The organism is Sphingomonas sp. M1-B02, from assembly GCF_026167525.1.
In the GTDB taxonomy this organism is placed as follows: Bacteria; Pseudomonadota; Alphaproteobacteria; order Sphingomonadales; family Sphingomonadaceae; genus Sphingomonas.
In genome coordinates, this window is record NZ_CP110679.1 from 2,550,646 (window position 1) to 2,563,349 (window position 12,704).

At 66.6% G+C, this 12,704-nt stretch carries 11 protein-coding genes, 1 tRNA gene and 1 pseudogene; 4 read left to right on the forward strand and 9 right to left on the reverse strand.

All coding sequences use genetic code 11. The annotated features are described in order from the left end of the window. Nucleotides 1–145: 145 nt before the first annotated feature. Nucleotides 146–241, forward strand: a pseudogene (locus OKW87_RS17485) (MJ0042-type zinc finger domain-containing protein); the annotation flags it as partial. A gap of 111 nt (nt 242–352) precedes the next feature. After that, nucleotides 353–886, forward strand: coding sequence for a hypothetical protein (locus OKW87_RS12360; protein ID WP_322740347.1), 534 nt, complete (start codon nt 353–355; stop codon nt 884–886). On the opposite strand, the gene OKW87_RS12365 is transcribed toward OKW87_RS12360, so the two are convergent. Continuing rightward, nucleotides 858–2,216 (reverse strand): MATE family efflux transporter, encoded by a 1,359-nt coding sequence (locus tag OKW87_RS12365; protein ID WP_265539922.1) that lies wholly within the window; start codon nt 2,214–2,216, stop codon nt 858–860. The two genes, OKW87_RS12360 and OKW87_RS12365, sit on opposite strands and share 29 nt — an antisense overlap. A 125-nt stretch (nt 2,217–2,341) precedes the next feature. Between OKW87_RS12365 and OKW87_RS12370 the strand changes: the two genes are divergently transcribed. Next, nucleotides 2,342–2,428 (forward strand) — tRNA-Leu (locus tag OKW87_RS12370). A gap of 138 nt (nt 2,429–2,566) precedes the next feature. Continuing rightward, complete coding sequence (locus tag OKW87_RS12375) at nt 2,567–5,593, forward strand: TonB-dependent receptor (RefSeq protein WP_265539924.1); 3,027 nt, start codon at nt 2,567–2,569, stop codon at nt 5,591–5,593. 4 nt (nt 5,594–5,597) lie between these two features. On the opposite strand, the gene OKW87_RS12380 is transcribed toward OKW87_RS12375, so the two are convergent. From OKW87_RS12380 to flgG, 8 genes are all read right to left on the reverse strand, one after another. After that, on the reverse strand, nt 5,598–6,545 hold the full coding sequence (locus OKW87_RS12380) for a flagellar motor protein MotB (RefSeq protein WP_265539926.1): 948 nt from the start codon (nt 6,543–6,545) through the stop codon (nt 5,598–5,600). Between the two features lie 3 nt (nt 6,546–6,548). Next, the gene (motA, locus tag OKW87_RS12385; RefSeq protein WP_265539928.1) at nt 6,549–7,412 is read right to left on the reverse strand and encodes a flagellar motor stator protein MotA; all 864 of its coding nucleotides are present in this window, start codon (nt 7,410–7,412) and stop codon (nt 6,549–6,551) included. Nucleotides 7,413–7,520: 108 nt separating this feature from the next. Next, nucleotides 7,521–8,417 (reverse strand): flagellar hook-associated protein FlgL, encoded by an 897-nt coding sequence (gene flgL / locus OKW87_RS12390; protein WP_265539930.1) that lies wholly within the window; start codon nt 8,415–8,417, stop codon nt 7,521–7,523. A gap of 8 nt (nt 8,418–8,425) precedes the next feature. Then, nucleotides 8,426–9,766, reverse strand: coding sequence for a flagellar hook-associated protein FlgK (gene flgK, locus OKW87_RS12395; RefSeq protein WP_265539932.1), 1,341 nt, complete (start codon nt 9,764–9,766; stop codon nt 8,426–8,428). Further along, nucleotides 9,763–10,095: a rod-binding protein gene (locus tag OKW87_RS12400; RefSeq protein WP_265539934.1), complete on the reverse strand. Its 333-nt coding sequence runs from the start codon at nt 10,093–10,095 to the stop codon at nt 9,763–9,765. The genes flgK and OKW87_RS12400 overlap by 4 nt, the downstream gene beginning before the upstream one ends. Continuing rightward, the gene (locus OKW87_RS12405; protein WP_265539936.1) at nt 10,092–11,186 is read right to left on the reverse strand and encodes a flagellar basal body P-ring protein FlgI; all 1,095 of its coding nucleotides are present in this window, start codon (nt 11,184–11,186) and stop codon (nt 10,092–10,094) included. The genes OKW87_RS12400 and OKW87_RS12405 overlap by 4 nt, the downstream gene beginning before the upstream one ends. A gap of 14 nt (nt 11,187–11,200) precedes the next feature. After that, nucleotides 11,201–11,842, reverse strand: a complete 642-nt coding sequence (locus OKW87_RS12410) for a flagellar basal body L-ring protein FlgH (protein WP_265544106.1) — start codon at nt 11,840–11,842, stop codon at nt 11,201–11,203. 58 nt (nt 11,843–11,900) lie between these two features. Continuing rightward, complete coding sequence (flgG, locus tag OKW87_RS12415; protein ID WP_265539938.1) at nt 11,901–12,689, reverse strand: flagellar basal-body rod protein FlgG; 789 nt, start codon at nt 12,687–12,689, stop codon at nt 11,901–11,903. Between the last annotated feature and the right edge of the window lie 15 nt (nt 12,690–12,704).

Below are 12,704 nucleotides of genomic sequence, written 5' to 3' on the forward strand. Positions count from 1 at the left end.
GTGGAGCGAGCGGCATCGCACAGCCGCAACGCGGGCTCAAGCGACAGGCGCACCGGACCGCGCGCGAAACGCTTGGCAGTGCGAGTCGATGCGTCTAGAATCCCTTATGCCGGCCAGTGGGCAGCCGGCCCGTGGAACGCTTTGAATGATCCTGGAATGCACTCAGTGCCGTACGCGGTACCTCGTACCCGATAGTGCAATCGGCAACGATGGACGAACGGTTCGCTGCGCCAGTTGCAAGCATAGCTGGTTCCAGGCGCCTGCGCCGGCAGATCTCGCGAGCCGTCCGGCAGCGCCGGTCAAAGTTGTCTCCGCGCCGAAGCCCGCCCCCGAACCGCGACCGGCGGCGCCCGTGCCGCCCGCGGCCCCGCGTCTCTACGAAGATCCCCTGGCAGCGGCGCCACCCACACCGGAATATGATCCGTTCGCGCCCCAGCCACCGTTCAAGTCGCGCCGCAATCCCGCACGCCGCTGGACCGCCGCGGCCTGCGTCGCCGGCTTCTCGATGCTGCTCGGCACCGGCGCCATACTATACACCGGCGCGCCGAGCCTCGCCGCGCAGTTCGGCCTCGGCATCGGCGGCGTGGCGGAAACCCCGCTGCGCTTCACCGACAAGAATGTCGAACTGCGTACCATGCCCAACGGCAGCGAGCTGTTCGCGGTCTCGGGCAAGGTCGTGAATCCCACCGGGGTCAGCCAGCGCGTGCCCGATATCCGCGTGGAGCTTCGCGACGGTTCGGATCGGCTGGTCTATAGCTGGCGCATCACGCCGCAGAGCCGCGCACTCGGCGCGAAGGGAGCGATCGACTTCAACGGCGCCAAGCTCGATGTGCCGCCCAACGCGCGAGTCGTCGAACTCAGCTTCGCGAGCGAAATCGGCGGCTGAACCAGGCCAGACGGCCGCCATTGAGCAAGGCGGCCGCCACCATCCCGGCGCCCGATGCGATGACCAGCCCGGTCGCGCCCACGCCGTTCTGCACCAGCAGCACCCCCGCGCCTCCGGTGATCACGAAGAAGGCAAGGATGCCGTTGATCCCCGCCGCAACCTGGTCGCCCAGCGAGCGCAGCGCATAGACGAACACCACCTGCACCCCGTCGAACAGGATGAACGGCGCCCAGACCAGCAGCATCGCCGCCGCCAGCGTGTGGACGGGGGCGATTGCGGGGAACAGCGCCACCACCGGCATCGCGAACAGCATCAGCAGCACCGCCAACAATCCGGTCGCGCCGGCCGACAGCGCCACCGCGATCATCGTCCGCCCCGCCGCTTGCTCCGGCACCCCTTCGCCCACCGCATTGCCCGCGCGTACCCCCGCTGCCGATCCCAGCCCCAGCGCGACCGCGAAGGTGACGTTGTGGATCGAGAAGACGATCTGGAAGGCATGCGCGGTCAGGTCGCCCAATTGCGTCGATAGCGCGATCAGGATCGCGAAGCCGATCAGCTCGAGCCCCGATGCCACCGCCGGCACCAGCCCGAACCCCGCCAGCCGCAGCGCCCCGCGCCACGTCTCGCGCGTCGCCAATGTCCGCAGGTCATGCACCCCGCGCTGCTTCGCCCGCGGCAGCGTCCATGCCGCCACCACCATGCCGACCGCGCCGATCGCCGAGGCGATCGCGGTCGCCAGCGCGGCCCCGACCGCACCCATTGCCGGCAGCCCCATATGTCCGCCGGCGAGCATCCAGGCGAGCAAAGCGTTGAGTGGCAGGATCGACAGATTGACCACCGCCACGCGCCGCGGCCGGCTGACCCCCTCCAGGAAGAAGCTCGCCGCCACGATCACCAATTGGCACGGATAGGCGACGGCCATCACCCGCACGACGCGCGCCGCCTCGGGCACGGTCGCGGGCGCTACGCCCAGCCCCAGCAGCATCGGCTCGGGAAACAGGAACAGCGCCAGCGCGCTCGCGAGCCCCAGCAGCAGCGCCAGCAGCATGCCCTGGTGCAGAACGCGCCCGGTTTCCTTGAGGTCGCCGGCGCCGTCGGCGCGCGAGACGAAGACGAGTATTCCGGTCAGCGCGCCCAGCCCCATGACGATGCCCGGAAAGGTCAGCGACCGGCTCGCGCCCAGCGCCGCCGCCTCGCCGGTGCTGGTCAGCCCAACCACGACCACGTCGGTGACGTGCAGGATCGTCCAGTTGAGCCCGGTCAGCATCACCGGCCAGGCGAGCGCGAGGATACGGCGCATCTCGGCGTAAAGGGCGGGGGAGAGCGTCATGGCGTGCCCGCGCTTAGGCGCATCGGCTTATTGGGGAAAGCGCCGGACTGCGCTTGCATTCCCTGAAACGCGTTGCTAGGGGCCGCTGCCTTACCAGCCGCCGGGTTACCGGCGGAGTTTCACGGGCGGCCGTGGCGGAACTGGTAGACGCGCAACGTTGAGGTCGTTGTGGGCGAAAGCCCGTGGAAGTTCGAGTCTTCTCGGCCGCACCAGTGAAACCAGCCCCGGCCCGCAATTGCGGCGCCGCGGCAATTTTATTTCCTTGGCACAATTATGCGACAAGTGGGCGTTAGCCAGCCGGTGACGGCGGCGCAGGGGCTGCCGCGTGTAGCGTGCAGGGAGTTGGAACGATGCTGAAATGGGGATGCGCCCTCGCCGGGCTGATGGTCGGCGCGATGCCGATCGCCGCCGCCGCGCAGGACCAGGCGCCTGCTGCGCCGCAGCCCCAGACGGCGCCTGCGACCCCTCCGGCCGAAACCGAGGGCCAGGATGAAATGCTTGACGATGGTCCGGAGATCGTCGTCAGCGGCGAACTGCGCGGCGCCGTCCCCGGCGACATCAAGCCCGAATCCCAGCTCAGCCCGGCGGACATCCGCTCCTATGGCGCGTCGAACGTCAGCGAGTTGATGAACGCGCTGTCGGCGCAGCTCGGCAGCGGCTCGGGCCGCGGCGACGAGCAGCCGGTGATCCTGCTCAGCGGCCGCCGCTCCAATCTCGCCGAGATCCGCAACATTCCGACCGAGGCGATCGAGCGGATGGACATCCTGCCCGAGGAAGCCGCGCTGCAATATGGCTTCGGCGCCAATCAGAAGGTGGTCAACTTCGTCCTGCGCCGCCGCTTCCAGGCGGTAACCACTGTCCTCGAGGCCGCCATGCCCACTGCCGGCGGCAATTTCGCGGGCGGCGGAAACGCCAACCTCCAGAATATCCGCCGCGACAGTCGCTTCGAGCTCGACGTAAAATATGGCCAGAGCACCGGCCTCCTCGAAAGCGAACGCGGGGTATCGCGAGCTACGCCCTCCTTGTTCGATACGCTGGGCAACATCACCGGCTTCAGCGGCGCGGAAATCGATCCTGCGTTGAGCGCTGCGGCCGGAAGCCCTGTTACCGTGGCGGGCGTGCCGCTCGGCGCGGACGGTTCGGCCCCGACGCTTGCCGGCTTCGCTGCCAATGCCAACACCGCCAACGTCACCGACGTCCGCCCCTATCGCACGCTTTCGGGCGGGGGCGGGCGCTCGCGCCAGTTCGGGGACACGGTCGCACCGCTCAACGGCACACCGCAGCGCAACTTCGCGATCACCGGCACCTATACGCCGGCGATCTCCGAGACGATCAGCGCAGTCGCGACGCTGGGCCTCACCAGCAACCACAGCAAATCGCTGCTCGGCCTTCCCAGCGCGACGCTGCGGCTACCCGCCGGCAACCCCTTCTCGCCCTTTGCGCGCGACGTCCAGCTGCTGCGCTATTATGACAATCTGGCGCCGCTGACCCGCACCAGCGACAGCCGCACCGTCGATGCCCGGCTGAGCGTCAATGGCGATAGCTCGCCCTGGCTGAAGAGCTGGCGCTGGTCGCTCCAGGCCAATTACAGCTTCAGCGATTCCGATACCTTCACTACCACCGGTATCGATACCATCCAGGCGCAGGCGCTGCTGAACGCACGCGATCCCGGCTTCAATCCCTTCGCGCCGATCGACTCCACCACGGTCCGCTATCGCCCGGATCAGAGCTCGAGCTCGATAAGGAAGAACGCCCAGATCGACTTTGCGACGTTCGGATCGCTGTTCAAGCTCCCCGCCGGCGACGTCCGGGCCACGCTTCGCGTGGCCGGACGGAGCGAGGACCAGCGCAGCGATTCCTTCGTCAATGGCATCTTCCGATCCGGAAAGATTGCGCGTGACAGCGGCAGTGTGCGCGGCAATCTCACCTTGCCGATCACCAGCCGCAGCCGTGAGGTGCTCGGCGCGGTCGGCGATCTGTCGCTCACCGGCAATCTGGAAGTCGAGGAACTCTCCGATCTCGGGCGGCTCACGTCGACGACTTTCGGGGTCAACTGGATACCGATCCGGCAGATCCGCGCGATCGTCAACATCAGCAGCGATCAGAACGCCCCCAGCGCGGGCCAGCTCGGCGATCCGGTACTGGTGACGCCAAACCGCCGCGTGTTCGATTTCGTGCGCAACGAGAGTGTCGACATCACCGCGATCGACGGCGGCAACGCCTTGCTACGCGCAGACAGTCGCCGCGTGTTCAACGCCCGCCTCAACGTCCGGCCGTTCAGCAACACCAATCTGAGCCTCAACGCCAATTACAGCAACGCGCGCTACCGCAATTCGACCGAAACCTTCCCCGGCGCGACCGCAGAGATCGAGGCAGCCTTCCCCGAACGATTCATGCGCGATGCAAGCGGGCGTCTGACCAGCATCGATTATCGCGCGATCAACGTCGAGCGCCGCGAAACCTCGCAATTGCGCTGGGGCATCGAATTCTCGATGCCGATTTCCTCGCCGCAGGCGACGCGCCTGCGGGCGCAACGCGAGAGCTTCCAGGCGGCGATGGCCGAATCACGCCGCACCGGGCAGCCGCTTCCCCCCGAATTCACGGCGCAGCGGGAACAGTTCCGCCGGCTCGGCCAGCAGCAAAGTCTGTTCGCCGGCAACGAGCGTGGCCAGGGGCAGGGCGCACGGCGGCGCCAGGGCCAGGGCTTAGAGCAGCAGGGACAAGGGACGCCCCCGGCTCAGCAGCAGGGAATGCCCACTCCCCCTCCGGAGCAAGGCCAGGCGCCTGAATCACCTCCAAATCGAGGTGAGGGCCAGGGCGCCGGCGCAGGCGGCTTCCGCGGCGGAGGCGGTGGTGGTCGCGGGTTCGGCGGCGGTCGCGGCGGCTTTGGCGGGGGCGGCAATCAGGTCCGCTTCACGCTCAACCATGTCTGGCTGTTCAAGGACGAGATCCTGATCCGGAGCGGATTGCCTACGATCGACAGGCTCGACGGCTCGTCCTCGCAGAACGTCGCCGCGCACAAGATCGACGCGCAAGTGTCGGTCAAGCGCGATGCGTGGCTGCTGCGGACCACCGGCAATTGGCAGAGTGGATCGCAGCGGCTGACCGGCGCGCTCGGCAGCCAAACCCAGCTCGATTATGATAGCCTGACGACGATCGGTCTGCTCGCCGAGTTCAACCCGGGCCAGGATGTCGATTTCCTGCTCAAGCATCCCTGGTTTCGCGGATCACGAATTCAGTTTCAGGTGGAAAATGTCTTTAACGCCAAGCAGCGCGTGACCGACCCGACTGGGGGGACGCCCTCCGCCTTAGCGCCGAACGTACTCGATCCGCTGGGCCGGGTGGTCCGCCTGACCTTCCGCAAGCAGTTCTTCTAACCGCTCAAAGCCCGCCGGCGCGCATCCCCGGCCGGAATCGCCCGCGCGAATCCTGGTCCAGAATCCGGCGGTAAAGCAGAGTGATCGCCACCCGCCGGTTGCGCGGATCGGCGGGGTTGGCGACGATCAGCGGTTCGCGGTCGGCGACGCCTTCGATCCGCTCGAAACGATCCTCGACGACCCCGCCCGCCGATAGCCGGCGGCGGGTCGCTTCGGAACGTCCGCTCGAGAGCATCCAGTTGTTCATGTTGCGCGGGTCGCCATAGCCCAGGCTGTCGGTGTGGCCGCGGATCATGATCGGGTTCTCGAGGCCCTTGATCGATTCGGCGATGGTGCCGATCAGCGTGCTCGCATCGTTCACCAGCGCCGTCGTGCCCAGGTCGAACATCGAATAGTTGACGTCGTCGAGCAGGTCGATCCGCATCCCGTCGCGCGTCGGCACGAAGCGGATATGCTTGGCGAGCTTCGCCAGCGCGGGCGTCGCGCGCATCCGCGCCTGGATACGCTTGCTGGTCTCGGCGAAATTCTTCTTGTCCTGCTCGGTGAGCTTGCTCTGGTCCTTGAGCGATCCCTTGTCGCCGGTGCCGACATCGTTGCCGCCGACCCCGCCGATCGGAATCGTCATCGATCGCGTGCCGGCGCCCGAGGCCTTGGTGGGATAATTGTCCTTGGCGTTGAGCGCGTCGCCGCCGAGCAGCCCGTTCGATCCAGCGCTGTTCTGCTTGAACTCGATCAGCGTCGGCGCGAAATAATCGGCCAGCGCCTTTCGCTGTTTCTCGGTAGTCGCGCCCAACAGCCACATCAGTAGGAAGAAGGCCATCATCGCCGTCACGAAATCGGCATAAGCGACCTTCCAGGCCCCGCCGTGGTGGCCGCCATGTCCTTCGATATAGATCTTCTTGACGATGATCCGGGGGGGCTGGTTGGTTCCGTGGGGTGCTCGCGCGGCCATGGATCAGCGCCCGCGCAGTCCGTCGAACACCTCGCCGAAGTTCGGCTGGTTCGAGTGCGCGATGCCCGAGCGCGCGGCCTCGATCACCAGCGGCTGCGGATGGCCGTGGAGCGAGGCGATGATGATCTGCTTCACCACATGATAGATCGCCGCGTCGGCATCGATCACCTGCTGGAGCCGCGTCGCCAGCGGCCCGACCAGCCCGTATGCAAGCAACACGCCCAGGAAGGTGCCGACCAGCGCCGATCCGATCATCCCGCCCAGAATCGCGGGCGGCTTGTCGATCGATCCCATCGTCTTCACCACGCCCAGCACCGCGGCGACGATGCCGAGCGCCGGCAGCGCGTCGGCGAGGCCCTGCAGCGTCGTCTGCGGCCCCTGCACCTCGTGGTGGTGGGTCTTGATCGCATTATCCATCACTTCCTCGACCGCGTGCACGTCGAGCGTGCCCGACGAGACGACCACGAGGCGCAGCGTATCGGTGACGAGGTTGATCAGCGTATGGTCTTTGAGCAGGCGCGGATATTCGGCGAAGATCGCGGAGGATTTGGGATCCTCGACATGCGGCTCGAGCGCGATCGGCCCGTCGGTGCGGAGCATCTTCATCAGCTTCGACACCAGGAAGATCGTGTCGAGATAATCCTGCTTCTTATATTTCGGGCCCTTGATGACCATCATGAAGCCGCTGCCCAGCGCCTTCAATTCCTTCATCGAATTGCCGATGATCAAAGCGCCCAGCGCGGCGCCGCCGATGATCAGCATCTCGTGCGGCAGCGCATGCATGACGGGGCCCAGCGCGCCGCCGGTGATGGCGAAGCCGCCAAAGACCATGGCGATCAGGACGACGAAGCCGATCAGCGGAAACATGGTGTCGAAATCCCCCCGTGGCACGGACTGGCCACCCTTTGGTAAACGGCCGGTTTGTCGAGAACTTCAGCGCAAAGTGGCGCCGAAATGATTAGAAAAGCCAAGGAATCAGCGCAAATAATCGAACAGGGTCAGGCTGGAGAGCTTGCTGAAGCTGGCCTGCGTTGCCTGAAGGATGGTGAGCGTCTTCTGGAGCTGGGTGACGGCAACGGTGACGTCGGTGTCTTCCAGCCCCGAACGGACATCCTCGCGGGCTTCGCCGGCGGCGATCAGCCGGTCGCTATCGAGTTCCAGCCGCGCCGCACGGGCGCCCCCCGATGCCCGGGCGAGCGTTACGCTTTCCAACGACGCCTTTATCCCGGTCATCGCGCTGTCGGCGGCAGCCTTGACGTCACCGCCCGCCTGAAGTGCGGTGGCAAAGCTCGCCAGCACCGCGAACATGTCGCTGCCCCCGGCGGCAAAGGCCGCCACGCCGGTCACGGTGCCTTGGATCGTCGCGCCCTCGCCGATCGGAATCGCCGAAGGCTCGCCGGTTCCCGCGAAGCTGATCGTCCCGTCGGTCGCGCGGACATAGGCCACGTCTCCGCTCGCCCCACCGAACAAAGGCTGACCGCGCACGTCCTTGGTGTTGGCGAGCCCGAACAAGGCGTCGCGGATCGAATCCAGTTCCTTGCCGATCGCCGCGCGATTGGTGTCCGACAGCGTGCCGTTGGACGCCTGCGTGGTAAGCTCCAGCGCGCGCTGGAGCTGCGCCTCGACGCCGTCGAGCGTGGTGTCGGTCTGTGCCAGCAATCCCTGCGCCATGCCGATATTGGCAGCATAGGCACCGTCGTCCGCGGTCCGCTGCTTCAGGCCCTGCAGCCGCAGATAGGCCCCGGGATTGTCCGAAGGGTTGAGCAACTTATTGCCCGTCGCGATTTGCATCTGGATCGAATCTGCCTCGGCGGTGAGCCGAGTCATCATCGACGCGGGGCGATTATACATCTGGGAGGTCGCGATACGCATGGCAGGGCTCACCGGATCTCGAGGATGGATTGCAGGGTCTCGCGCGCGATCTGGATCACGCGGCTCGACGCCTGATAGGCTTGCTGGAAGCGAAGCAGGTCGACGGCTTCCTCGTCGATATTGACTCCCACCGCGGCGGCGCGCTCGGCGATCGCCGAATCGCGCATCGCAGTCTGCGCCTCGGCCACGGTGGTCCGCGCCGAAAGTGCGGCCGCATTCGCGGACGTCATGCTCGCCACGCTGTCTTCAAACTTGCCGGTGCCGCGGAGGCTATCGAGGCCGGCGAGATTGCCATTGTCGCGGATACCCTTGTCGGTCGACGCCGCGGCGATTCCGCGGGGATCCGAAAGCGCAAGCGTCAGCCTCGACGCGGGATCGCCCACCACGAACATCGGCGCTCCGGGATCGCCCTGCAGGTCGTCGCCGGCGGCCTGGACCGCATTGACGCCCTCGGCGAAGTCGGTCGCGAGCGTGTTCAGTTCGTCGCGGGCGCCGGCGATGCGCTGGGCGCCTTCGACGAAGCCCGCGAGCACGCCCCCATTGGGGAACATCGCGCTGCTCTCGCCCTGGAAGTTGAGCGTGTAGGTCAGCACGCCCTCGTCGCTGCGCTTGAAGGTCACGCCGCCGGCATTCTCGCCGGAGACCAGGACGGGGCCCGCGACGCCGCCCGCACGAACGATCGCGCGCCCGACATGATCGGTGGTGACCGAGACGTCGGTGATGACGCTCATCTGTTCGAGCAGACGATCGCGCTCGTCGAGCAAGGCGGCCTGGCCGCTGCTGCCTGCCTGCGCGCGGCCGAGCCCTGCGTTCACACGTCCCAGCGCCTTGGCGAGGCCGTTGAGCTCGGTTGCCGCGGCGCCCGCGCTTGCGTCGAGATCCTCCATCGCCCCGTCCAGCGCGATGCCGGTCGCCGCGAAGGCAGACGCGATGCTCGATGCCGCCTCGATCATCGCCGCGCGCGGTGCAAGCGATGCCGGGTCGGCCGCCACGGCCTTGGCCGAATTGAAGAATGCGGTCAGCCGGCTGCCCAGCTGGTTGCCGGTCAGCGATTGTTCGATCCGCTGGAGCCAGGTCGCGCCGGTTTCGGTCTTGGCCAGTTCCGCGGAGGCGGTGCGCACCTCGGCGGTCTTGTAGACGTCGGCGGCGCGGGTGATGCCATTGACGACCACGCCCATGCCCGTCGCCGAGCCGGTCGAGATGCCGGCGGGCGCCACGACTTCGCGAACATTCGTGGTGCGCCGCGAATAGCCGGCATTGCCCGCACTCGCGATATTCTCGGAAGTGGTGGTCAGCGCCGTTTGGTAGGCCTTCAGGCTCGAAAGCCCGATCGAAAGCATGTCGCTCATGGCTTTGTCCCCTCAGGAGGGGCGGCCGGATCGACCGCCGCCGCCTTGGCGAGGAAGTCCGTCATCGCCTTGCCGATCCCGATCGGCGCATGCGCCGCCATCGATTGCGCAAGCTGCTGGTCCTGCATGTCGCGGAACTGCTCGGTCGCCTTGCTATCGAACAGGCCGTCGCCAAGCTTGGCCGACCGCATCGACTTGAGCATCATGCCAACGAAGATCGCCTCGAAGCGCTTGCCCGCGGCTTCGAGATTCTCCTTGGACTGCAGCCGCGACGTGTCCGTGGACGCGCCGCTGCCGATGCCGCCGACAGGGCCGAGCGGAGCGCTCACAGGATGACGAGCTCCGCCTTGAGCGCGCCGGCTTCCTTGAGCGCCTCTAGGATCGCGACCAGATCGGCCGGCGAAGCGCCGATCGCGTTGACCGCCTTCACCACGTCGGCAAGCTTCGGGCCGGGAGACAGCAAGAACATCGGACGCTTTTCCTCCTCGACGCCGACGGTGCTGTTCTGCTCCATCGCGGTCTGGCCCTGGCTGAACGGATTCGGCTGGCTGACCCTCTGGGCTTCATCAATACGAACGGTCAGTTTACCATGTGTTACCGCGGCAGGGCTGACGCGCACTGCAGAGTTGATCACCACGGTTCCGGTGCGGGCATTGACGATCACCCGCGCCGGCGCCTCGGCCGCTTCCACGGTGAGATTTTCGATCTCGGACATCATTTCGGCGCGCACGTCCGAGCCGGGAGGCGCGGAGACGGCGATCGAGACGCCGTCGATCGCGCGGGCGCGGCCGCCGCCGAAGCGGACGTTGATCGCATCCTGCACACGCTGCGCGGTCGTGAAATCCGCCCGCGCCAGGTTGAAGGTGAGGAACGGCGCCTTGTCGAACCCGGTGTCGACCACGCGCTCGACGGTGGCGCCCTCGGGAATGCGTCCGCTGGACGGGGTGTTGACGACGATCGACGAACCGTCGGCGCCTTCCGCGCCCAGCCCGCCGACAGCAAGGTTGCCCTGCGCCATTGCATAGATCTGGCCGTCGGCGCCGAGCAACGGCGTCATGATCAGCGTGCCGCCGCGCAGCGACTTGGACTTGCCCATCGACGATACGGTGATGTCGAGCTTTTGGCCGGGCTTTGCGAAGGCAGGCAGCTCGGCGGTGATCATCACCACCGCGGCGTTCTTCAGGCTCGGGCTCACCCCGGCCGGCAGCTGGAAGCCGAAGCGCGAGGTGACGCCGCGCATCGACTGGACGGTATACTCCAGATTGTCGTCGCCGGTGCCGGGCAGGCCGACCACCACGCCATAGCCGGTCAGCTGGTTGGTGCGGATGCCCTGGAAGCCGCCCAGATCCTTCACGCGCTGCGCGCTCGCGGGCAATGCCGCAAGGCTGGCGATCAGGAGTGCGAGGAAGATACGGATCATATTGGAGCTCCGCCTCAGAAGGGGCTGATGATCTGGAAAAAGCGGCTCAGCCAGCCCTGACGGCTGGCGCGGGCGATATCGCCCTTGCCGGTGTAAGCGATGCGGGCATCGGCGACGCGGGTGCTGGCCACGCGATTATAGGCGTCGATGTCGGCGGTGCGGACGATGCCCTTGATCTGGATGAACTCGTCGCCGCGATTGAGCGTGACTCGCTTCTGCCCGCGCACCAGCATCGTCCCGTTAGGATAGACTTCGGCCACGGTGACGCTGACTTCGCCAGACAGCGCATTGGCCTGGTCGGCGGTGCCGGTGCCGGCGAAGTTGCGGTTGCCGCTGATCGACGCGTCGCTCTTGTTGAACAGGTTGAGGGCGCCGGTGGTCGGCGGGGTGAGCGAGAAGCCGCCGCCGCTGTCGAGCTTGGTCGCAGCCGACTTGGAGGCGCTGGTACGCTCGACGAGCACGATCGTCAGCGGATCGCCCACACGACGCGCGCGCAGGCCCTCGTACAGGGCGGCGTAGCCGTCGCCCGCCTGGAAGATGCTGCCATTGGCCACCGGTACCACCGTCGCCGGCGCTGAAAGCGTTGCCGAATAGTCTTCCTTCGGCTTCTTCTTGCCGAACAATTGCGCCTTGGCCGGCGTGGCGGTGAACGCCATCGCCGCTGCGACCAGTGATCCGGCGGCAATACCTGCAAGAAACTTCACGGAGCGCACCTCAGATGTTCTGATTGACATATTTGAGCATCTCGTCGGTCGCCGAGATCATCTTCGAATTGACTTCATAGGCACGCTGCGTCTCGATCATGTCGACCAGCTCCTCGACGACATTGACGTTCGATGCTTCGAGCGCACCCTGGCGGATCTTGCCGCGGCCTGCTTCTCCCGGCGCACCCAGGCTGGAAGCACCGCTCGCCGATGTCTCGATCAGGAAATTATCGCCGGTCGCCTGCAGCCCGCCCGGATTGGGAAAGGTCGCGACCTGGATCTGGCCGAGCTGGCTCGATTCGGTCTGGCCGGCAATCTGCGCGGAAACCGTGCCGTCGGCGCCGATCGTGATGCCGGTCGTGCCCTCGGGGATCGAGATGCCGGGCATCACCTGATAGCCGTCGCTGGTCACCATCATGCCCTCGGGCGAGCGCGAGAAATTGCCGGCGCGGGTGTAGCCGAGCTGGCCGCCGGGCAGCTGCACCTGGAAATAGCCATCGCCTTCCAGCGCCAGATCGAGCGAGCCGCCGGTATTCTGGAACGAACCCTGCGTATCGACCCGCGCCGTGCCCTGGATACGCACGCCGGTGCCCAGGTTCAGGCCCGTTGCATATTTCGTCTCCGCGGTGCTCGCGGCGCCGGGCGCGGTGACCACCTGGTAAGCGAGCGTCTGGAACGAGGCACGATCACGCTTGAACGCGGTCGTGTTCACGTTGGCGAGGTTGTTCGAGATCACGCGCATGCGCATGTCCTGGGCGTCGAGCCCAGTGCGCGCGATATGCATTGCCGACGAACCCATGTTCTAAGTCCTTTC